General features: G+C 63.8%; 21 protein-coding genes. 9 read left to right on the top strand and 12 right to left on the bottom strand.

Features of this window, described 5'->3' with window-relative positions; genetic code table 11:
• Positions 1-64 precede the first annotated feature (64 nt).
• Positions 65-901, bottom strand: a complete 837-nt coding sequence (locus FGL95_RS05415) for a DUF427 domain-containing protein (RefSeq protein ID WP_169585112.1) — start codon at positions 899-901, stop codon at positions 65-67.
• 134 nt (positions 902-1,035) lie between these two features.
• On the opposite strand from FGL95_RS05415, the gene FGL95_RS05420 reads away from it, so the two are divergent.
• Positions 1,036-2,082 carry an ABC transporter substrate-binding protein gene (locus FGL95_RS05420; protein WP_169585113.1) on the top strand — a complete coding sequence of 349 codons (1,047 nt, stop codon included), beginning with the start codon at positions 1,036-1,038 and terminating at the stop codon, positions 2,080-2,082.
• On the opposite strand, the gene FGL95_RS05425 is transcribed toward FGL95_RS05420, so the two are convergent.
• Positions 2,047-2,673 carry a TetR/AcrR family transcriptional regulator gene (locus FGL95_RS05425; RefSeq protein ID WP_169585114.1) on the bottom strand — a complete coding sequence of 209 codons (627 nt, stop codon included), beginning with the start codon at positions 2,671-2,673 and terminating at the stop codon, positions 2,047-2,049. The two genes, FGL95_RS05420 and FGL95_RS05425, sit on opposite strands and share 36 nt — an antisense overlap.
• Positions 2,674-2,728: 55 nt before the next feature.
• On the opposite strand from FGL95_RS05425, the gene FGL95_RS05430 reads away from it, so the two are divergent.
• Positions 2,729-4,210 (top strand): flavin-containing monooxygenase, encoded by a 1,482-nt coding sequence (locus FGL95_RS05430; RefSeq protein WP_169585115.1) that lies wholly within the window; start codon positions 2,729-2,731, stop codon positions 4,208-4,210.
• Here FGL95_RS05430 and nrdF read toward each other — a convergent pair.
• From nrdF to nrdH, 4 genes are all read right to left on the bottom strand, one after another.
• Positions 4,207-5,172: a class 1b ribonucleoside-diphosphate reductase subunit beta gene (nrdF, locus tag FGL95_RS05435; protein WP_169585116.1), complete on the bottom strand. Its 966-nt coding sequence runs from the start codon at positions 5,170-5,172 to the stop codon at positions 4,207-4,209. The two genes, FGL95_RS05430 and nrdF, sit on opposite strands and share 4 nt — an antisense overlap.
• Before the next feature lie 73 nt (positions 5,173-5,245).
• On the bottom strand, positions 5,246-7,432 hold the full coding sequence (gene nrdE, locus FGL95_RS05440; protein WP_420838013.1) for a class 1b ribonucleoside-diphosphate reductase subunit alpha: 2,187 nt from the start codon (positions 7,430-7,432) through the stop codon (positions 5,246-5,248).
• The gene (nrdI, locus tag FGL95_RS05445) at positions 7,390-7,836 is read right to left on the bottom strand and encodes a class Ib ribonucleoside-diphosphate reductase assembly flavoprotein NrdI (RefSeq protein WP_169585117.1); all 447 of its coding nucleotides are present in this window, start codon (positions 7,834-7,836) and stop codon (positions 7,390-7,392) included. Before nrdI ends, nrdE begins: the two co-directional genes overlap by 43 nt.
• 28 nt (positions 7,837-7,864) lie before the next feature.
• Entirely contained in the window at positions 7,865-8,098 is a 234-nt protein-coding gene (gene nrdH / locus FGL95_RS05450; RefSeq protein ID WP_169585118.1) for a glutaredoxin-like protein NrdH, read from the bottom strand.
• 380 nt (positions 8,099-8,478) lie between these two features.
• Here nrdH and FGL95_RS05455 point away from each other — a divergent pair, with 380 nt between their 5' ends.
• On the top strand, positions 8,479-9,225 hold the full coding sequence (locus tag FGL95_RS05455; RefSeq protein WP_169585119.1) for a PP2C family protein-serine/threonine phosphatase: 747 nt from the start codon (positions 8,479-8,481) through the stop codon (positions 9,223-9,225).
• 50 nt (positions 9,226-9,275) lie between these two features.
• On the opposite strand, the gene FGL95_RS05460 is transcribed toward FGL95_RS05455, so the two are convergent.
• Together FGL95_RS05460 and FGL95_RS05465 are read right to left on the bottom strand one after the other, a co-directional pair.
• Entirely contained in the window at positions 9,276-10,424 is a 1,149-nt protein-coding gene (locus FGL95_RS05460; protein ID WP_169585120.1) for a hypothetical protein, read from the bottom strand.
• Between the two features lie 124 nt (positions 10,425-10,548).
• Positions 10,549-11,118, bottom strand: coding sequence for an NAD(P)H-dependent oxidoreductase (locus FGL95_RS05465; protein ID WP_169585121.1), 570 nt, complete (start codon positions 11,116-11,118; stop codon positions 10,549-10,551).
• Positions 11,119-11,215: 97 nt separating this feature from the next.
• Between FGL95_RS05465 and FGL95_RS05470 the strand changes: the two genes are divergently transcribed.
• The 6 genes from FGL95_RS05470 to FGL95_RS05495 all read left to right on the top strand — a co-directional run bounded on the left by FGL95_RS05470 (position 11,216) and on the right by FGL95_RS05495 (position 17,541).
• The gene (locus FGL95_RS05470; RefSeq protein ID WP_169585265.1) at positions 11,216-11,809 is read left to right on the top strand and encodes a TetR/AcrR family transcriptional regulator; all 594 of its coding nucleotides are present in this window, start codon (positions 11,216-11,218) and stop codon (positions 11,807-11,809) included.
• Positions 11,810-11,899: 90 nt separating this feature from the next.
• Positions 11,900-12,862 carry a 5-dehydro-2-deoxygluconokinase gene (gene iolC, locus FGL95_RS05475; RefSeq protein WP_169585122.1) on the top strand — a complete coding sequence of 321 codons (963 nt, stop codon included), beginning with the start codon at positions 11,900-11,902 and terminating at the stop codon, positions 12,860-12,862.
• Positions 12,855-13,736: a 5-deoxy-glucuronate isomerase gene (gene iolB / locus FGL95_RS05480; protein WP_169585123.1), complete on the top strand. Its 882-nt coding sequence runs from the start codon at positions 12,855-12,857 to the stop codon at positions 13,734-13,736. Before iolC ends, iolB begins: the two co-directional genes overlap by 8 nt.
• A gap of 2 nt (positions 13,737-13,738) precedes the next feature.
• Positions 13,739-15,643, top strand: coding sequence for a 3D-(3,5/4)-trihydroxycyclohexane-1,2-dione acylhydrolase (decyclizing) (iolD, locus tag FGL95_RS05485; protein ID WP_169585124.1), 1,905 nt, complete (start codon positions 13,739-13,741; stop codon positions 15,641-15,643).
• Positions 15,640-16,542, top strand: coding sequence for a sugar phosphate isomerase/epimerase family protein (locus tag FGL95_RS05490; protein WP_169585125.1), 903 nt, complete (start codon positions 15,640-15,642; stop codon positions 16,540-16,542). The genes iolD and FGL95_RS05490 overlap by 4 nt, the downstream gene beginning before the upstream one ends.
• 9 nt (positions 16,543-16,551) lie before the next feature.
• Positions 16,552-17,541: a Gfo/Idh/MocA family protein gene (locus FGL95_RS05495; protein ID WP_169585126.1), complete on the top strand. Its 990-nt coding sequence runs from the start codon at positions 16,552-16,554 to the stop codon at positions 17,539-17,541.
• Here the strand turns inward: FGL95_RS05495 and FGL95_RS05500 are convergent.
• The 4 genes from FGL95_RS05500 to moaA are packed head-to-tail and all read right to left on the bottom strand — an operon-like array spanning position 17,504 to position 20,073.
• Entirely contained in the window at positions 17,504-18,301 is a 798-nt protein-coding gene (locus FGL95_RS05500; RefSeq protein ID WP_169585127.1) for a fructosamine kinase family protein, read from the bottom strand. The two genes, FGL95_RS05495 and FGL95_RS05500, sit on opposite strands and share 38 nt — an antisense overlap.
• Complete coding sequence (locus FGL95_RS05505) at positions 18,298-18,783, bottom strand: heme-binding protein (protein WP_206071442.1); 486 nt, start codon at positions 18,781-18,783, stop codon at positions 18,298-18,300. The genes FGL95_RS05500 and FGL95_RS05505 overlap by 4 nt, the downstream gene beginning before the upstream one ends.
• 2 nt (positions 18,784-18,785) lie before the next feature.
• Entirely contained in the window at positions 18,786-19,019 is a 234-nt protein-coding gene (locus tag FGL95_RS05510) for a MoaD/ThiS family protein (RefSeq protein WP_420838014.1), read from the bottom strand.
• On the bottom strand, positions 19,012-20,073 hold the full coding sequence (gene moaA, locus FGL95_RS05515; RefSeq protein WP_169585130.1) for a GTP 3',8-cyclase MoaA: 1,062 nt from the start codon (positions 20,071-20,073) through the stop codon (positions 19,012-19,014). The genes FGL95_RS05510 and moaA overlap by 8 nt, the downstream gene beginning before the upstream one ends.
• Positions 20,074-20,106 lie beyond the last annotated feature (33 nt).

Genomic DNA, 20,106 nt, shown 5'->3' on the forward strand with positions numbered 1-20,106 from the left:
CCTGTGTCGCAATTAAACTCTCTTGCCCGGTGTCAGTGCACCCAATGACCCGAAGTTGCCCGAATTAAGCGCTATTCGGCGGTGCCGACCACGGCGTGATCGGCCGCTCCAGCCGCACTCCATCGACGACCATGTCGACCCGTTCTTGATAGAAGCAAATCAACCCGGTGATCTGGACCAACTCCGGCGGCGGACTTTCGTAACTCCAGGCGATGTCTTGGCCGGCATCGCCGAGTTCGACCGCCGACCAATGCGTCGCGTGCCCTTTGTACGCACAGACCGTCGATGTCGTACTCGGCTCCAAGGGGACGAGGACATCGGCTTTGGGCAGGTAAAAGCGCGAGGGAAGCACGAACTCGAACAGCAGCAACGGATGGTGGGAGTCGGCGACGACCGTGCCTGCCACTTCCACCTCGATATGGCGCGAACTCTGCCGGAGATCGATGCGGGAAAAGGGGTCCCGAGGGTGACCGAAGATGGGTTCGTCCTCTTCGAGCCACTCGAACGCGTCGAAATCGAGGACCACCATGGACCCCAGCTCGGGGTCGTCGGGCCGGAACGCGGCACCGCTGAACTCGCCCGACCGAACCATCAGCTCCAAACCCGGCGTCGTGTGGAACCCGAATCCGGTACTCGGATCGAGTGCGGGAGGTCCGCCGTCGGCCAACGACACCGCGTGTTCCTCCGCCAGGAAACTCGCCGCTTCGACGAGTTCACCCGATACGTCGGCGATCGGTACGGCGTAGGACGGCACGACCCGACGTGGCTCCCACACCAGCGCAGCACCGGCTGTGTCGACAACGGTGTCGCCGCCGAGCAGTGCGCGCACTCGCTTCTGGACCGGCTGATAGCGAAGGTCGTTGTGCCCACGCATCAGTAATTCGAACATTTGCGTCGCCATCGCCGGATCCTCTCGTTGTCACCCCCATGGAACCCCGAAATTCGAACTTCCGCGAGTACGTCGCTGGACCCCAGCAGCATCGGTGATCGCGGCGCGGTCTATGCCTGTCCGGGCGAGCTAGTACCCTCCTCGACATGCCCGTCCGGAAGCTGACCGCTCTTGTGGCGGTGCCCTTGGCCGCGATCGCCCTGTTCACGATTGCCGGCTGCGGCAACTCTGCCAACGACGATGCTGCCAACGAGATCGCGCGCACGACCACGCTGATCGCGGGCGCCGGAGTGGTCGGGATCGAGCGCGACACGAGCAAAGCCTGCCCCGTTGCAGCGCCCGCCGATCCGGCCGACGGCCCGACGCGGCGCATCACCCACGCCGGTGGCGAATCCGTCGTCCCTGCCGATCCGAAGCGCATCGTCGTCCTCAGCACGCAGGCCCTCGACAGTGTGTGCGCGGTCGGACTGTGGGAACGAGTGGTCGGGGCCGCGACGCTGGACGGTCCCGTCGCGCAGCCGGAGTATCTCGGCACAGGAATTGCCCTCATCCCGGGCATCGGCGTCGTCGGCGCGCCGGATCCGGCGCAGATCGAAGCACTGCATCCGGACCTGATCCTCGGATCGGCGGTGCCCGACGCGGCGCTGGCCGACCGGCTGAAAGCCATAGCGCCCACCGTCTTCGACGCCGTCGACGGTGGCTGGAAACGCCAATTCGGACTTGCCGCACAAGCACTCGGGCGCGGGACCACCGCCATCGGCGCGGTCGCGGCCTACGAACAAGACGCGCGCGACACCGGTGTGGCGCTGAATTCCTACCAGACGCAGGCGTCGATCGTGCGGTTCAGCGCCGACTCCGCGTTGGTCGAAGGCACCGAATCCTTTGCGGGACAGATCCTGACCGATACGGGTGTCCGACGGCCCGGCTACCAGCGCGGCGCATCGTTCACGGTGTCGACCAGCGACCTCGACAAGGCAGAAGCAGACATCATCTACGTCAGCTTCGAGGGCGATCGCGGCCTAACGCACGGCAAGAGCGTGCTGGACAGCGACGCATGGGAAGACCTCGGCGCCTCCAAGGACCGTCGAGTATTCGCAGTCGAGGACGCTATCTGGAACGGAAACGGCCTGGTCGCAGCCCGCAGCCTCGTCGAGGATCTACGGAAGACTCTCAACAGCTACGTGACGGGTTAGCGGCGCGAACATCAGCGCGAGGATCGAGCCGAACGCCGCGCCCGAAATCTCGGGATCGGAGGCGCGTTGCATGCCGAGTCCGAGCGCGAGACTGACGATCCCGAGACTCAGCGTGTCGAGGTCGGCGGGTGGCTCGTATCCAGCGCTCCGACAGAGGTCAGCAACCAATTCGGCGCCGCGAGCCCGGATTCGCTTCTGCCGTGCGGCGGTGGCTGCGCGAAGCTTGCCGTCGCCGTTGCTGAATGCCGCGACCTCGATCTCGAGCCGAGCCCAACGCGGGTCGCCGAAGCTGCCCTGCGCCCAATCGGCGAGTGCGGTGAACCACGCCTGCGGCCCCTGCGCGGCGACAGCTTCGACCTCCGCGATCGCGCGGTGCTCCTCGCGCTGGTAGAGCGCGTCGATGACAGCGATGCCCATCTCGGTCTTGTTCGCGAAGTTCGAATACACCGCACCGCGGGTGAAGCCTGCTGCTTCAGCGATCTGCTCGAGGGAGGTCGTCCGGAACCCGTCACGCAGGAACAGCTCGGTCGCCGCCTCGATGACCAACTGCCGGGTGCGTGCCTGGCTCGCCGTGCGAGTCAGTCTTGCCATGCGTCGTAGGATACTCTGTGCATCCAGATATTCCACGCATCTGAAATGAGACGCCATGCACAACGTTGTGATCATCGGCGCCGGGTTCTCCGGCATTGGGGCGGCGATCAAGCTCGACGACGCCGGTTTCGACGACTACCTGATTGTCGAAGAGGGTGACGGTGTCGGCGGAGCTTGGCACTGGAACACCTATCCAGGAGTCGCGGTCGACATCCCGTCCTTCAGCTACCAGTTCTCGTTCGAGACGCGGACCGACTGGTCGCGGGTGTACGCCCCGGGGAACGAACTGAAGGCCTACGCCGACTCGTGCGTCGAGCGATACGGTCTGCGCGACCGCCTGCGGCTGAACACCAAGATCACCGCGGCCCGCTTCGACGACGATGGCCACTTCTGGCGGCTGACCACGGCAGACGGCGACGAGATCAGCGCACGCCACGTTGTGTCGGCCACCGGTGTACTGACGCAACCGAAGCCACCGGCAATCAAGGGTCTCGACGATTTCGTCGGCACGGTGATGCACACCGCGCGCTGGGACCACGACGTCGACCTGCGGGGCAAGCGGGTAGCGATCATCGGCACCGGCGCCTCCGCGGTCCAGGTGATCCCGTCGATCGCGCCGGAGGTCGAGCACCTGACCGTCTTCCAGCGCACCGCGATCTGGTGCCTACCGAAACCCGATACGCGGCTGCACTTTCCGGTCCGGCTGGCGATGCGGTTGCCGGGAGTGAGTCGACTCACCCGCCTGGCAAGTCAGGCCTTTGTCGAGGCGACCTTCCCGCTCGCCGCCCATTTCCACACGCTCGTCCCCACTGCGAGCATCGGCGAACGCATTGGCCGGGACTTCCTGAAACGGCAGGTCCACGATCCGGTCGTCCGCGACAAGCTGACGCCGCGCTACGCACTCGGCTGCAAACGGCCGAGCGCGTCCAACGACTACCTGCGCACCTTCAACCGCGACAACGTGCTGCTCGAAACGACGAGCATCGACGCCATCACACCGAATGGCGTGCGGACGACCGACGGCACGGAACACACGGTCGACGTGCTGATCCTGGCGACCGGCTTCAAGGTCTTCGAGTCCGGCAATATGCCACCGTTCCCCATCACCGGGACCGATGGGCTCGATCTGGAGACCTGGTGGGACGAACACCGCTACCAGGCCTACCAAGGCGTCAGCGTGCCCGGCTTCCCGAACCTGTTCACCATTCTCGGGCCTTACGGCTACAACGGGTCGTCGTACTTCAACCTCATCGAAACCCAGATGAACCACATCACCCGCTGTCTGAGCCACGCGCGCCGCATCAACGCGACGCGCGTCGAAGTCACCGCCGAAGCCAACGCCGACTACTTCGCCGCGATGCTCGACCGACGCCACCGTCAGGTGTTCTTCCAGGACAGCTGCGCCGCGTCGAACAGCTACTACTTCGACAAGCACGGCGACGTACCGTTCCGGCCTGCACTCACGCTGGAGACGATGTGGCAGAGTGCGCGCTACGACCTCGGTGACTACGTTTTCGACGAGCTCGCAGTCGGCTAGAAGTCCCAGTCCTCGTCTTCGGTGTTGACTGCCTTGCCGATGACGTAGCTGGAGCCGGATCCCGAAAAGAAGTCGTGGTTCTCGTCGGCATTGGGTGACAGTGCCGACAGAATCGCGGGATTCACATCCGTCTCGTCCTTCGGGAACAACGCCTCGTAGCCGAGGTTCATCAGGGCCTTGTTGGCGTTGTAGCGCAGGAACTTCTTGACGTCCTCGGTCAGCCCGACCTCGTCGTAGAGGTCCTGCGTGTACTCGACCTCGTTGTCGTACAGCTCGAAGAGCAGCTCGAACGTGTAGTTCTTGAGGTCGTCCTTCTCCGGCTGCGTCAGCAGCTCCAAGCCCTTTTGGTACTTGTAGCCGATGTAATAGCCGTGGACGGCCTCGTCGCGGATGATCAGCCGGATCAGGTCGGCGGTGTTGGTGAGCTTCGCCCGGCTCGACCAGTACATCGGCAGGTAGAAGCCAGAGTAGAAGAGGAAGCTTTCCAGCAGCGTCGAAGCGACCTTGCGCTTGAGCGGCTCGTCACCCTTGTAGTACTGGAGCACGATCTCGGCCTTGCGCTGCAGGTTCGGGTTCTCCTCCGACCAGCGGAACGCGTCGTCGATGTCGCGGGTCGAGCACAGCGTCGAGAAGATCGAGCTGTAGCTCTTCGCGTGCACCGACTCCATGAATGCGATGTTGGTGTACACCGCCTCTTCGTGCGGGGTGATCGCGTCGGGAATGAGGCTCACGGCGCCGACCGTGCCCTGGATGGTGTCCAGCAGCGTCAAGCCGGTGAACACCCGCATCGTGAGCTTCTGCTCGGTGGGCGTGAGCGTGCCCCACGACGGAATGTCGTTGGAGACAGGCACTTTCTCCGGCAGCCAGAAGTTGCCGACGAGGCGATCCCACACCTCGGCGTCCTTCTCGTCCGGCACGCGATTCCAGTTGATCGCGGACACGCGATCGATCAGTTTGACCATCTGACTTCCTCACTTCGTACGGGGGTTGTGAGTCTTTTAGGAGTCCCTGGACTCCTAAAAGACTCACAAGCAGCTAGAGCATGCAGCTGACGCAACCTTCGACCTCGGTACCTTCGAGGGCCATCTGACGCAGACGGATGTAGTACAGCGTCTTGATGCCCTTGCGCCACGCGTAGATCTGCGCCTTGTTGATATCGCGGGTCGTGGCCGTGTCCTTGAAGAACAGTGTCAGCGACAGACCCTGATCGACGTGTTGCGTTGCCGCAGCGTAGGTGTCGATGATCTTCTCGTACCCGATTTCGTAAGCATCCTGGTAGTAGTCCAGGTTGTCGTTGGTCAGGTACGGCGCCGGGTAATAGACGCGACCGATCTTGCCTTCCTTGCGGATCTCGATCTTCGACGCGACCGGGTGAATGGACGACGTCGAGTAGTTGATGTAGCTGATCGAGCCGGTCGGCGGCACTGCCTGCAGGTTCTGGTTGTAGATGCCGTGCTGCTGCACAGATGCCTTGAGCGCCAACCAATCCGACTGCGTCGGAATGCTCACGCCCGCTTCGGCGAACAACGTGCGGACTCGGTCCGTCGCCGGCTCCCAGACCTGGTCGGTGTACTTGTCGAAGAACTCACCCGACGCATACTTCGAATCGGGGAAACCCTTGAAGTACGTGCCTCGTTCGATCGCGATCTTGTTCGACGCCTGCAGCGCATGGAACAGCACTGTGTAGAAGTAGATGTTGGTGAAGTCGATGCCTTCTTCGGATCCGTACAGCACCCGTTCGCGCGCCAGATAGCCGTGCAGGTTCATCTGCCCGAGCCCGATCGCGTGAGAGTCGTTGTTGCCCTGCTCGATCGACGGCACAGAGAAGATGTGCGTCTGATCCGAGACAGCGGTCAAGGCACGGATCGAGGTCTCGATCGTCTTCGCGAAGTCGGGCGAGTCCATCGTCTTCGCGATGTTGAGCGAGCCCAAGTTGCACGAAATGTCTTTGCCCACATGCGAGTACGAGAGGTCGTCGTTAAACTTCGACGGTGTCGACACCTGCAGGATCTCCGAGCACAGGTTCGAGTGCGTGATCTTTCCTGCAATCGGATTCGCGCGGTTCACGGTGTCCTCGTACATGATGTACGGGTAGCCGGATTCGAACTGCAACTCTGCGATCGTCTGAAAGAACTCGCGTGCCTTGATCTTCGACTTGCGAATCCGGCGATCGTCGAGCATCTCGTAGTACTTCTCGGTGATGTTGATGTCCGCGAAGGGAACTCCGTAGATCCGCTCGACGTCGTACGGCGAGAACAGGTACATGTCCTCGTTCTTCTTCGCCAGCTCGAACGTGATGTCCGGGATGACAACTCCGAGCGAGAGCGTCTTGATCCGGATCTTCTCGTCCGCATTCTCGCGCTTGGTGTCGAGGAACCGGTAGATGTCGGGGTGATGCGCCTGCAGGTACACAGCGCCCGCACCTTGGCGTGCGCCGAGCTGGTTGGCGTAGGAGAACGAATCCTCCAGCAGCTTCATGATCGGAATGACACCCGAGCTCTGATTCTCGATCTTCTTGATCGGCGCACCGTGCTCGCGAATGTTGGAGAGCAGCAACGCAACTCCGCCGCCGCGCTTGCTCAGCTGCAGGGCCGAGTTGATCGACCGACCGATCGACTCCATGTTGTCTTCGATGCGCAGCAGGAAGCACGAGACCGGCTCGCCGCGCTGCTTCTTGCCCGAGTTCAGGAATGTCGGCGTCGCAGGCTGGAACCGACCCGAGATGATCTCGTCTACCAGTTGCGTCGCGAGGATCTCGTCGCCCGCAGCCAAGGTCAATGCGACCATGCAGACGCGGTCCTCGAACCGCTCGAGGTAGCGCTTACCGTCGAACGTCTTCAACGTGTACGACGTGTAGTACTTGAATGCGCCGAGGAAGGTCGGGAAGCGGAACTTCTTCGAGTACGCGTGATCGATCAGCCACTTGTGAAAGTTGCGCGAGTACTGATCGAGAATCTCACGCTCGTAATAGTTTTCCTTGATCAGATAGTCCAGCTTCTCGTCCATGTTGTGGAAGAAGACGGTGTTCTGATTCACGTGCTGAAGGAAGTATTGGTTCGCCGCTTCCCGGTCCTTGTCGAACTGAATCTCGCCGTTGGGGCCGTAGAGATTCAGCATCGCGTTCAGGGCGTGATAGTCGAGCCCGTCGGTCGATTCGGAAACCCGTGCCGGACCGCGGTTCAAGCGCCCAGTTGCGACGGTGTCTGTGATTGTCGGAGCCAATATGATCCCAATCCCTCTCGGACAGTAGCGACGTCCTCAGCAGTTCCCATGAGTTCGAAGCGATAAAGGTACGGAACGTCGCATTTCCGTGAGATCACTTCTCCGGCAAAGCAATACGAATCGCCGAAGTTCGTGTTGCCGGCAGCGATGACCGCCCGGAGCAATCCACGATTGTGCGCGTTGTTCAAAAACTTGATTACGGGCTTGGGTACGTAGCCGTTGGGGCGCCCGGCTACGTGAACCCCTCCCCCGTACGTCGGGACGATCAGCACATACGGCTGGTCGACCCGGAAAGTCCCGTCTCGATCATGAAGCGGGATGCGCGTTGCGGGCAGGTCCAACTTCTGAACGAATCGGTGCGTGTTCTCCGACGCGCTCGAGAAGTAGACCAATGGTGCAGACATTTGCGACCACCCCGCGATAGTCGGTCGATCAGGACGCGATTGCCACGAGCGACTTGATGCGGTCCGGACGGAAGCCCGACCAGTGCGAATCTTCGGTGACGACGACCGGCGCCTGCAGGTACCCGAGAGCCATGACGTAGTCGCGCGCATCGGCGTTCTGCGAGATGTCGACGACGTCATACTCGATGCCCGCCTTGTCGAGCGCACGGTAGGTGGCAGTGCACTGAACGCAAGCCGGCTTGGTGTAGACGGTGATGCTCATCGATGTCTCTCTTTCTCCGCTGAATTCCTGCGAGTCCTTGGGTTGCCGAGCACCGGTAGCGCGCAGGAATCCCTCCCAATTCGGGCTGATTTCGGCCCGTTTGCGGTGCGGCTTCCTTGTGGTCTCCCAGTGCTCAAGACACTACACCTTGTGTCCGACAGAAGTTGCGAACACGACATGTTGCGAGTTACATCGTGGGAATTCCCTGGTCGTAAGCCTCGAAGTCGAAAAATTCTTGATCTTCCCCGGCGTGTCGCACATCACATTGGGCGCGTGTCGCGCTCACGACACCGCACAGCAGCCCCTAACGCATCTCACAGAGGTTCCACAGAACTGCGACGGACCATGAAGTAGGAGCAAATGTAGGGAAAGGAACTCGGATGCGTCCTTGGTCGGTAGCACTGCCAACCGCCCGCGCAGTCGGACGGCTTGGAGCTCGCACTTTCTATGCCGACGCCACCGATTCCTGTGTCGACGCTGCCTCCAACCGTATTCATTCCGTCTTCGCGCTCGCAGACGGGGTGGGCGATTCCGCTCCTTCTGCTCATGCCGCACAGCTTTCCGCGACCACGGCCGTCCACGCCGACATCGACGACCCGGTCGACGCGGTCATGCTCGCTCAAGTCGCGGTCCGCGACGACGACGCGGCAGGCGATGCGTGCCTCGTCGTCGCCCGCCATTTCTCCGACGACGACGGCGATGGCTATCACATTGCCTGGACCGGCGACGTCCGCGCGTACTCGTGGGACGGCCACACCCTCACCCAACTCACCACCGACCACAGCGTCGCCGAATACTTCGGCTCGCGCGGACTACCGGTGCAGCCGCGGATGGCGCACATGGTGACCACGACGGTCCGTACGGCGGGGCGCATCGAAGTCGGCACGGCGACCGTGCGCGGACCGATCATGTTGCTGCTGACGAGCGACGGTGTGCACAAACACGTTCCGCACGGCGTGATGGGCGTGATCATGCGCGACTCCCGCGATCCTGCAAGTTCGCTCGTCGACGCTGCTATTGCCTCAGGTGGGACCGACAACGCGACCGCGCTGGTCGTCGCACCGCCGAGCCCGACTTTGGATTCGAATCCGACCCGGCGCCTGCGCGGAGTCGAATCCGCCGCCTGACCCCGTGCGCGCGTCTCACCCCGCCAGGGGTGAAAATCGCGCACAGTTCGTCAGCGCCTCGATGTCAGCGCGAGGATGTCCGCGTACAGCAGGCTTTGATAGCTCAGCAGCAGCTCGTCGACGTCGTCGAATTGATCGCCGACGAAATGGGTGTTCGCCGCCGAGAGCTCGCGATTGCCCGAGCGCGCGATGAGGTCGTCGATCCGAGCGTCCAGACTCATCGTCTTCTCGACTGCCGCCATCGAATGCAACTGATCCTCGGCCTTGGACAGCAGGTCGCCGATGCGCGCGAGGGCAGCGACCCGCTCGACGAGCTGATCCCAGACGGGAGCCAGCGCCTGCTGACGTGCGCGGATCTGCTTGCGCGCCGAGTCGAGCCGCGCCGCGTGGGACGCCGCGGACAATTCGGCAAGCAGCTCACGCAGCGCGACCGTGTCGACCGCGATCTGCATCAGTTCGTCGGCGAGGTCGAGCTGCGCACGCTGTACCGCGAAATGCCCGGACTGCCACACCGCGGACCCTTCAACCCGGTCGTACAGCGAACCAGCCAGAAAGAGCAAAGTGTCGTAGCGATCGACGAAGGAGTCGGTCTCACGACCTGCCTTGCCCGTCAACGAGTCGACAGCTTTGCGACCAAGGGCAGAGGTCTCCGACAGTCCACCTATCCGGCCGACCGCCACACCCAGCGCCGCGCTGCGGAACTGTGCGAGCAGATTCGACGAGATGGGCGCCGGAGTACGCGCGAGGGCGGCGAACAGTGCTTCCCGCTGACCGAGGTCGAGGTGGATTCCCAGCTTCCGCTCGCGCCGGATGGCTCGGACGCTGCCTGCGTAGTGAGTCTGCGACCGCACGACCGTGGCATGCATGGCCAGCAGCCGCCGCTCGACGTCTGCGCACCGCAGCTTCACGACTGCCTGTACAGGTCCGGGCCGGGCGGTCGAGGCGCGGCGCAACAGCCGTCCGCGCTCGTCGGCAAGACGGCGAAGCGCAGCGAACCCCCCGACCGACGGAATGTCCTTCCCCTCACGGCGCCGATTCGCCAACACCGAACGGGTCACGTCGTCGAGCTGGCCGGCCGCGATCAACACGGCTGCCTCGTCGGACAGCTCTCTGTGCCTACCGTCTATCTCCAGCCGTTCGCACCACTCGCGGACCTGCGCAGAGATTCGCTCGCGACGTTCCTGTTCGCCCTCCGACATCGAAGCGCCTCCTCACAGATCCTGGGAATTCCACTGTCGCAGAAATTTGCAGGAGGCGCCGTAACGACAACTGTGCGCGAGTTTCACCCCGCCAGGGGTGAGACTCGCGCACAGTTGTTAGAGGTCAGGCAGAAAGCAGTTCGCTCTCCGATGCGCCGACCAGTTCCTCGACGACGCCGGTGAGCAGGCTGCCGATCTCGTCGTTCTCGCGCGGGTGCTTGTCGCCGAACTTCTCGCCGGTCTGGCCAATGGTGAGGACGGCATTCTCGACGACCTTGCCGCCTGCGATGCCGATCGATCGCACGGTGTCCTCGTTGGCCCACTTGGCGCCGTACTGCACTGGCGAAACGCTGACGACGGCCGTCGGCTTGCCGACGATGGCGCCGTTTCCGTAGGGCCGCGACAGCCAGTCGATGGCGTTCTTCAGCACACCCGGGATCGTTCCGTTGTATTCCGGCGTCACGACCAGAACGGCATCTGCATCGCCGGCTGCGGTGCGCAGCGCCTCGACCTCGGGAATGACGGTGTCCGGGTTGTCGATGTCTTCGTTGTAGAAGGGCAGGTCACCGAGCCCTTCGAAGATCACGATCTCGGCGCCTGCGGGAGCGTGATGAGCGGCAGCTTCGGCCACCTGGCGATTCACAGAGCCCTGGCGGAGGCTGCCGACGAGTGCGAGTACGCGAGACTGTGTCATTTTCATTGACCCTTTCGATGCTGTCCGTTCTTCAAGTACACCATGCTAAACGGACCGTAGTCCACTTTCATTCCCGCCGAGTAGAATCCTTGTCGTGATGAGCCAAGGGCTGCATATTGCCGGGGACGAACCCAGCGAACGCGCGGATGCCGCGCGCAACCGTCGGCTCCTACTCGACGCTGCGGGTGCACTCGTGGCCGAACAAGGCGCCGACGCGGTGACGATGGACAAGGTGGCGGCCAAAGCCGGAGTCGGCAAAGGCACCGTGTTCCGCCGCTTCACCAACCGCGCCGGACTCATGCGCGCGTTGCTCGATCACACCGAGACGCAGTTGCAACAGGACTTCATGTTCGGACCGCCGCCACTCGGCCCAGGAGCGGCGCCACTCGATCGGCTGATCGCCTTCGGCTGCGCGCGTCTCGCGCTCGTCGGCGTCGAAGGTGAAGTGCTCCGTGCAGCCGACGCCTCCCCCGAGACTCGGTACACCCACCCTGCGCATCGGCTCTGCCACGCGCATATCACGATGCTGATGCGCGCCGCGGGCGTCACCGGAGATATTCCGCTCCTCGCCGATGTCCTGCTCGCCTCACTCGACGCGAGCCTCGTGATGGCGCAGTTGACGACGCCTGGGGTCGACCTGGCGCGCGTTGCAGCAGCCTGGGAAGACCTGGTTCGCCGAATCGTGCGGTGACTACCGCGGTTCATTTTGCAATGTCACATTCGAGGTCGCGTAAGCGAGAAAGATAGGAACGCAACACCACGACGGTTGGGAGTTCGACAGGTGAGGACGGCAGGCGGCGCCGGGTACGACGTACTCGGCATTGGGCGGTGCGGTGTCGACCTCTATCCGTTGCAGACCGGCGTGGGCCTCGAAGACGTCACTACCTTCGGCAAGTATTTGGGTGGCAGCGCCGCGAACGTGATGGTTGCGGCTGCCCGACTCGGCCTCCGCAGCGCACTCATCTCCGGCGTCGGCGCCGATCCGTTCGGACGATTCGTCCGAACAGCGCTTGCGGACCTGGGTGTCGACAACCGATACGTCTCGACGCACGACGACCTCCCGACGCCGATCACGTTCTGCGAGGTGTTCCCGCCGGACAATTTCCCGATCTATTTCTACCGTCGACCGAGCGCTCCGGACCTGCAGATTCGATCGTCGGATATCGACGCCGACGCGGTGCGCGACGCCGGTGTCTATTGGTCGACGGCGACCGGACTCTGCGAAGAACCAAGTCGCAGCTCGCATTTCACCGCATGGGACGCGCGGGAGCGCAGGCCGCTCACGGTGCTGGACCTCGACTACCGGCCGACGTTCTGGCAGTCGACCGCAGACGCGACCGCCCAGATGCAGAAGGCTCTGCAATATGTGACCGTTGCGGTCGGTAATCGCGAGGAATGCGAAATCGCTGTCGGTGAAACCGATCCCAGCCGCGCTGCCGACGCGCTGCTCGACCTCGGCGTCGACCTGGCCATCGTGAAGCAAGGACCGGACGGTGTACTCGGCCGAAGCCGGAACGAATCCGTCACTGTCGCACCGGTTGCCGTCGACGTCGTCAACGGACTCGGCGCAGGCGATGCGTTCGGTGGGAGCTTGTGCCGGGGCCTGCTCGCAGGGTGGCCGCTGGAAAGGACACTGCGCTATGCCAATTCGGCTGGTGCGATCGTCGCCTCCCGGCTCGAGTGTTCGACCGCTATGCCCACTGCCACCGAAGTCGCCGAGCTTGCGGAGAATCCCGATGCCTGAGTACTACCTTCCCGCCGGGTCCACCGCCGACGACAACTTCTCCGTTGCCATCACTCCCGAATCTGCCGGCTGGGCCGAGTCGAGTCTGTGGATTGTCAACCTCGCAGCCGACGAGGAGATCGATATCGAGACCGGTGACGACGAAATCATCATCTTGCCGCTCGCCGGTTCGGCGACAGTGACCTGCGACGGAACGCGCTACACGCTACGGGGACGAGCCAGCGTGTTCGACGGACCCAGCGACTTCGCTTACGTCGGAAGGGATTCGGAGTACTCCATCGAGACCGACGAGGGCGGACGATTCGCGCTGTGCGGGGCCAGAGCCAAGAAGCGCTTGCCGTTCCGCTATGTCAAAGCCGACGACGTGGCAGTCGAGTTACGCGGAGCAGGCAACTGCAGCAGGCAAATTCACAACTTCGGTTCCGCAGACGCGTTCGAGGCCGACTCCTTGATCGCGTGCGAAGTCCTCACTCCCGGCGGCAACTGGTCGTCTTATCCCGCGCACAAGCACGACACCGAGTCCGCCACCGAATCGGCCCTCGAGGAGATCTACTACTTCGAGATCGCGGACGGCGCAAGTGGTGCAACAGGATTCGGCTTCCACTGCGTGCACGGCACACCGGACCGGCCGATCGACGTGTTCGCCGAGGTGCGCAGCGGTGATGCCGTGCTCATCCCCCACGGCTTCCACGGACCGTCGATCGCGGCTCCCGGCCACGACATGTACTACCTCAACGTGATGGCTGGTCCGGGCGCCGAACGCGCGTGGAAGATCACCGACGATCCGGCCCAATCCTGGATTCGGCAGACCTGGGACGACCAAGCCGTCGACCCACGACTGCCCATCGGCCGCGCTGGGCAGAGCGGTAAATAGCGATGGGTGAGAACGTTATTCGACTGACCGTCGGTCAAGCGGTCGTGCGGTTCCTGTCGAACCAATACACAGAACGCGACGGCCAATCGCAACGCCTGTTCGCCGGTTGCCTCGGCATCTTCGGCCACGGCAACGTGGCCGGTCTCGGCGAGGCGCTACTCGCAGCGGAGCTCGAAGACCCGAAGATCCTGCCGTACATCGTCGGTCGCAACGAGCAGGCGATGGTGCACACCGCCGTCGCGTATGCCCGAGCAAAGAACCGGCTGCAGACCTGGGCAGTGACGACGAGCGTCGGCCCAGGCGCGACGAACATGGTGACCGGAGCCGCCCTGGCAACGATCAACAGGCTGCCGGTCCTCCTCCTTCCTGCCGACACGTTCGCAACGCGAGTGGCGACGCCCGTTCTACAGGAACTCGAATTGCCCGGCAGCGGTGACGTCACCGTGAACGACGCCTTCCGCCCGGTGTCACGATACTTCGATCGCGTGTGGCGGCCCGAGCAACTGCCCGCCGCGTTGATCGGTGCGATGCGAGTGCTGACCGATCCGGTCGACACCGGCGCGGCAACCATTGCCATCCCCGAAGATGTCCAAACGCAGGCGTTCGACTGGCCGGAATCGCTTTTCGCGCACCGTGTGTGGCACGTTCGTCGGCCGCCACCGGAACGCTCCGCTATTTCCGACGCCGCAGCATTGATTCGAACGGCCCGGTCGCCACTGATCGTCGCCGGCGGTGGCGTCACATTCTCCGGTGCCGCCGAGTCGCTGGCGCGGTTCGCCGCGCTTACCGGAATTCCGGTGGCGCAGACGCAAGCTGGGAAGAATTCGATGCTCTGGGATCACCCGCAATGCGTCGGCGCGGTCGGCGCGACCGGAACGACCGCCGCCAATGCGCTCGCTGCCGATGCAGACCTGGTGATCGGAATCGGCACTCGCTACAGCGATTTCACCACTGCGTCCCGAACCGCCTTTGCCAACCCGGACGTGCGTTTCGTCAATATCAACATCGGTCCGGCGGATGCGGTCAAGCACGGCGGATGCAGCGTCGTCGCCGATGCACGAGAGGCGCTCGATGCCCTGGCTCTCGAACTACCCGGCCACTCGGTCTCCGACGAATACCGCACCCGCACACAGCAGTTGGTGTCGCAGTGGAACGCAGTCGTCGACCGCGCGACCACGCCCGAGCCGGGCTCGCCGACGCAGGCGCAGGTGATCGGGCTGGTCAACGTGTTGTCCGACGACCGCGACGTCGTCGTGTGCGCGGCAGGGTCGATGCCCGGTGACCTCCACCGGCTGTGGCGGACTCGCGACCTCGGTAGCTATCACGTCGAATACGGCTACTCCTGCATGGGCTACGAGGTGGCAGGCGGGCTGGGTGTCGGTCTCGCCCACCGCGACCGCGACGTCTTCGTTCTGGTCGGCGATGGCTCCTACCTGATGATGGCGAGCGAACTCGCGACCGCGGTGCAAGAACGAATCAAGCTCATCGTCGTGCTCGTCGACAACCGAGGTTTTGGATCCATTGGGGCACTGTCGGATTCGGTCGGCTCGCAGCGCTTCGGCACTGTGTACCGGTTTCGCGGCCCGGACGGTCGGCTCAGTGGCGAACACCTTCCCATCGATCTCGCGGCGAATGCCGCCAGCCTCGGCGCCGACGTGATTCGCTGCAGCACCGCAAGCGAATTCGCCGATGCAATGAAGGTCGCGAAGGCCAACGACGCCGTCACCGTCCTCTATGTTCAGACCGACCCGATGGCCGCTGCCCCGAGCAGCGAGTCGTGGTGGGACGTCCCCGTTGCGGAGGTTTCTACGTTGCCCGAAACCCGAGAGGCGCGCGCCGCGTACGACACTCGGAAGCGCTCGCAAAGTGCGTACCTACGCCCGACCGTGGAAGGAAGTTCGTCATGAGCGAGATCCGCGTCGGGTCGGCGCCGGATTCGTGGGGCGTCTGGTTCTGCACGGACCCCCATCAGCTTCCCTACACTCGCTTTCTCGACGAGGTCGCAGCCGCCGGTTATCACTGGATCGAGCTCGGACCGTTCGGCTACCTGCCGACCGACGCTCCCCGGCTGCGCGACGAGCTCGCTGCACGCGACCTCCGAGTCTCGGCTGGAACGGTTTTCGAACAACTGCACCGGCCTGATTCGTGGGATGCGGTGTGGCGTCAGGTATCCGACGTCGCGGCGCTGACAGCGGCGGTCGGCGGCAGCAACATCGTCGTCATCCCGGAGATGTGGCGTGATCCGGTGACCGGAGCTGTCCTCGAGGATCCTGTGCTCGACGCCGGGCAGTGGCAGAAAAAGACAGCGGACGTAAGCCGTTTGGGCCGAGCAATTTTCGAGACCTACGGCATCCGGCTGCAGTATCACCCGCATGCGGACAGTCACGTCGGAGCAGCGCCGGACGTATACCGATTCCTCGAGAGCACGGACCCGGAGTTCGTCCACCTGTGCCTGGACACCGGTCATATCAGCTATTGCGGTGGCGACAGTGTCGAAATCATCGAGAAGCATCCCGATCGAATCGGCTACCTGCACCTCAAGCAGATCGATCCAGTCGTCCTGGCGAAGGTCGAGGCGGAAAACCTGCCGTTCGGCGAGGCGGTCAAGCTCGGGGTGATGATCGAACCACCGCATGGCGTACCCGATTTCGGCGCGGTACTTGCTGCGGTCGACCGGCTCGATGTCGACGTCTTCGCGATCGTCGAGCAGGATCTCTACCCGTGCGTGCCCGAGGTTCCGTTGCCGATTGCCCAGCGAACGCGAAAGTTCCTGGCAAGCTGTGGCATCCAGACGGTGCGATTCTAAGGAGCACTCTTGACCGATCGCACGGACTTGCGCGTTGCCGTCCTGGGCGTCGGGCGAATGGGAGCCGACCACGTCGCTCGGCTACACGATGAGATCACCGGCGCGCAGGTCACGGTGGTGAGCGACGTGGCTATCGATCGGGCCACGGCAATCGCACTGAATGCGCCGGGATCTCGCGTCCTCGCCGACCCGTTCGAGGCAATAGTGTCCGACGACGTCGATGCCGTGGTGATCGCGTCGTCGTCCGCCGCGCACGAGGCGCAGGTTCGTGCATGCCTCGCCGCAGGCAGACCGGTGCTGTGCGAGAAGCCGCTCACCACCCGCGCGCAGACCGCGCTCGACATCGTCACGGCCGAAGCTGAACTCGGTACTCCCCTCGTGCAGGTCGGTTTCATGCGACGGTTCGACCACGAGTACGTCGAACTGAAGAAGCGGCTCGATTCCGGTGCGCTCGGGCAGCCGCTACTACTGCATTTCGCGCATCGAAACGTCACTGCGCCAGCCGGTTACACGAGCGTGAATGCGATCAACGAGACGTTGGTACATGAGATCGACGCTACGCGATTCTTGCTCGGCGAAGAGATCGTCGCCATCACGGTCCACAGTCCGACCGCGAATTCGGCTGCGCCCGTTGGACTGCACGACCCGCTGTTGGTGCTCATGGAATCGGCGAGCGGTCGACTGGTCGACGTGGAGGTGTTCGTCACCTACGGCGCCTACGAGGTCCGCGCCGAAGCGGTCGGCGAGCGCGGCGCCGCGATGATCGGAACGACCAGGCGCTCAACTGATTTCCGTGAGTACTTCCAGCAGGCCTATCGGTCCGAGTTGCAGACCTGGGTCGATGCCGTGCGAGTGGGGACGAACGTGAACGGTCCTGGGGCGTGGGACGGCTACGCCGCAGCAGCGGTGTGTGAGGCTGGGGTGGAGTCGCTGCGGACCGGTCAGCGGGTCGACGTCCACCTCACCCCCGTGCGCGCGTCTCACCCTCAGAGGGGTTAATTTCACGCACGGTTCGGACCGCGGCCTCATGCAACGCCCGGCCGTAGCCAGGTCCGTAGCCGGCCGCATGGACCGCGAGGGGATGCAGTTGGTGCAGCGCGATCCTGTTCCGCCAGCCATCGCGTAGCCGGTGCTGTGCTTGGTAGCCATCGAGCACTGCGTCGAGGTGCGGGCAGCCGAACAGCTCGAGCATGGCCAAGTCGGTTTCGCGATGGCCGCCGTGCGCAGCCGGATCGATGAGGACCGCGCCGTCGGCAGTCCAGAAGACGTTGCCGTTCCACAGGTCGCCGTGAATGCGCGCGGGTGGTTCACCGTCGTCGAAGACACCGCCCGCAATCAGGTCGCAGGCACGTTCGATGTCGGCGAGCTGGTCGGTCCGTACGCTCCCGGCGTCGACCGCGATCTCGACGAACGGCAACACCCGCTCGACCGCGTAGAACTCACCCCAACTCGAATGCTGCGTGCTGCTCATGGGCCGCTTGCCGATGAACAGTTGACCTGCGAAATCCGCAGGTGGACAACCGAATTTTTCGCCATCGACCCCTGCGTCGTGCATTCGCGCAAGTGCGCCACCGAGTGCGCGGGCGCCGTCGACAGTCGGTCGCGCGGCGTCGAGTCGTGCCAGTTCGATGAACCCCGGACCGACGTCGAGCACCTCGACCACCGGTGCGCCCGCATCGCCGAGCCAGCGCAGTCCGGCGGCTTCGGCGAAGAAGAAGTCGGGATCGCCGCCGACCGACGACTTACGGAACGAGCTCAATGCGGCCCGCGAATGATGCCCGAGTCTTCTGCACCCATCGGCGTGAAGTCGAGGAACATCTCCGCACCCTCGATCGCGGCCGCGCCCGCCCGCGCGACGGCCAAGTCCTGCGTGCCGGTACCCGAGCCGGCTGCGACAGCGCCGAGAACGAAACCGTCGACTCGAATCGGGATTCCGCCGACAAGATTGGTCCACTTGCTGCCCTGCGCGAGCGTGACCTGCAGTTCGACGTCGGCATGTACACCACCGGTCGGCGCGCCGTCGAGCGCCGCACTCACCGCCTTGTTGCGCGTCGAGATCACCGACAGCGCCCTGGAGCCGTCCATGCGGCCGAAGGCAAGGAGGTTGCCGCCGGTATCGACGACCGAGATGCACATTGGCTGACCGATGCGCTCGGCCTCGGCGATGGCCGCGTTCAGCACGGCAAGACCGCCGGCAAGTGTGAGCGTTTTCGCTTCCTTGACCGTCGGCTTGCTTGTCACGTTCATCCTCCGGCGAAGGGCGGTAGGACGTCGACACGCGAACCGATCACCTGCGCGGTGTCCCTGGTGAAATCATCGCCGACCAAGAACGCCGCGACGGAAAGAACACGGTCCATATCGGGGCCGTATTTGGCGCTGAGCACAGCTTTCAACTCGCCGACCGTGCCGACCTCGAGGACTTCCTTCGTGCAGCCGGCAGCCTCGGCTGCGGCGGCGAAGTACCGGACCTCAGCCACCGATCGCGCCCATGCTGCGTTCGGGTGGCACGAAACCCTCAGCATCGATGCCGTGCCCAGCCGATTTGTTCCACATCGCGCCGCGCCAGAGGGTTGCAACGTCGTCGTCGCTCGCCCCGGAGCGCAAGACACTGCGTAGATCGGTCTCGTCATCGCTGAACAGGCACGATCTGATCTTGCCGTCCGCGGTGAGCCTGGTGCGGTCACAGTCACCACAGAACGACCGCGTGACCGAGGCAATGATGCCGACCGTCGCCGGACCGCCGTTGACCAGCCATTCCTCGGCAGGCGACGACGGATCGTCGCGCCCGGCTTCGCTCAGGTCGAACCGTTCACCGAGTATGTCGAGTAGCTGCGCCGCGGTCACCATGTTGTTGCGTGCCCATTCGTGATCCGCGTCGAGCGGCATCTCCTCGATGAAGCGCAGCTCGCATTCTTCGTCGAGACACCACTGCAACAGATCCGCCGCGCCAGCGACGGTCTGTGGCATCAGGACGGCATTGATCTTGATCGGCGTCAGCCCTGCGCGTCGGGCGGCGCGAATGCCTGCGAAAACCGACGGAAGGCGGTCGCGGCGGGTGAGTTGCGCGAACTCCGCCCGATCGACCGAGTCCAGCGACACGTTGATCCTGGTCAGCCCCGCTTGTGCAAGAGCAGCAGCGCGGTGCTCCAGACCGACGGCGTTCGAGGTCATCGACAGCGGCGTGCCCGGGACCGCCTCGGCGCACCCGGCGATGATGGCTTCGAGATCGCGTCGCATCAACGGCTCGCCGCCGGTGAATCGCACTTCCTCCACACCGAGCGACTGCACTGCAACGCGCACGACACGGACGATCTCCTCGACCGTGAGCAATTGGGCGGCCGGAATCGCCGGTAGACCTTCCTCCGGCATGCAATAGGTGCAGCGCAACGAGCATTTCTCGGTGATCGAGACGCGGAGGTCCTTGGCGACGCGACCGAATCGGTCGAGCAAAAACGGAGTATTCGGGCGGTCGTCGACAGCTGGTCGGGCGCTACCGCGCACGGTGGGGATCCCCACGTCAACCATCGTCATACCTCCAGTATGGCGCTGACGACGGATTTCGGT

Source organism: Antrihabitans stalactiti, from assembly GCF_012932915.1.
Taxonomy (GTDB): domain Bacteria; phylum Actinomycetota; class Actinomycetes; order Mycobacteriales; family Mycobacteriaceae; genus Antrihabitans; species Antrihabitans stalactiti.

Excerpts from the sequence above, each read along its gene's own strand:
- FGL95_RS05415 (WP_169585112.1), bottom strand. The coding sequence starts at position 901 with ATGGCGACGCAAATGTTCGAATTACTGATGCGTGGGCACAACGACCTT.
- FGL95_RS05420 (WP_169585113.1), top strand. The coding sequence starts at position 1,036 with ATGCCCGTCCGGAAGCTGACCGCTCTTGTGGCGGTGCCCTTGGCCGCG.
- FGL95_RS05425 (WP_169585114.1), bottom strand. The coding sequence starts at position 2,673 with ATGGCAAGACTGACTCGCACGGCGAGCCAGGCACGCACCCGGCAGTTG.
- FGL95_RS05430 (WP_169585115.1), top strand. The coding sequence starts at position 2,729 with ATGCACAACGTTGTGATCATCGGCGCCGGGTTCTCCGGCATTGGGGCG.
- nrdF (WP_169585116.1), bottom strand. The coding sequence starts at position 5,172 with ATGGTCAAACTGATCGATCGCGTGTCCGCGATCAACTGGAATCGCGTG.
- nrdI (WP_169585117.1), bottom strand. The coding sequence starts at position 7,836 with ATGTCTGCACCATTGGTCTACTTCTCGAGCGCGTCGGAGAACACGCAC.
- nrdH (WP_169585118.1), bottom strand. The coding sequence starts at position 8,098 with ATGAGCATCACCGTCTACACCAAGCCGGCTTGCGTTCAGTGCACTGCC.
- FGL95_RS05455 (WP_169585119.1), top strand. The coding sequence starts at position 8,479 with ATGCGTCCTTGGTCGGTAGCACTGCCAACCGCCCGCGCAGTCGGACGG.
- FGL95_RS05460 (WP_169585120.1), bottom strand. The coding sequence starts at position 10,424 with ATGTCGGAGGGCGAACAGGAACGTCGCGAGCGAATCTCTGCGCAGGTC.
- FGL95_RS05465 (WP_169585121.1), bottom strand. The coding sequence starts at position 11,118 with ATGACACAGTCTCGCGTACTCGCACTCGTCGGCAGCCTCCGCCAGGGC.
- FGL95_RS05470 (WP_169585265.1), top strand. The coding sequence starts at position 11,216 with ATGAGCCAAGGGCTGCATATTGCCGGGGACGAACCCAGCGAACGCGCG.
- iolB (WP_169585123.1), top strand. The coding sequence starts at position 12,855 with ATGCCTGAGTACTACCTTCCCGCCGGGTCCACCGCCGACGACAACTTC.
- iolD (WP_169585124.1), top strand. The coding sequence starts at position 13,739 with ATGGGTGAGAACGTTATTCGACTGACCGTCGGTCAAGCGGTCGTGCGG.
- FGL95_RS05490 (WP_169585125.1), top strand. The coding sequence starts at position 15,640 with ATGAGCGAGATCCGCGTCGGGTCGGCGCCGGATTCGTGGGGCGTCTGG.
- moaA (WP_169585130.1), bottom strand. The coding sequence starts at position 20,073 with ATGACGATGGTTGACGTGGGGATCCCCACCGTGCGCGGTAGCGCCCGA.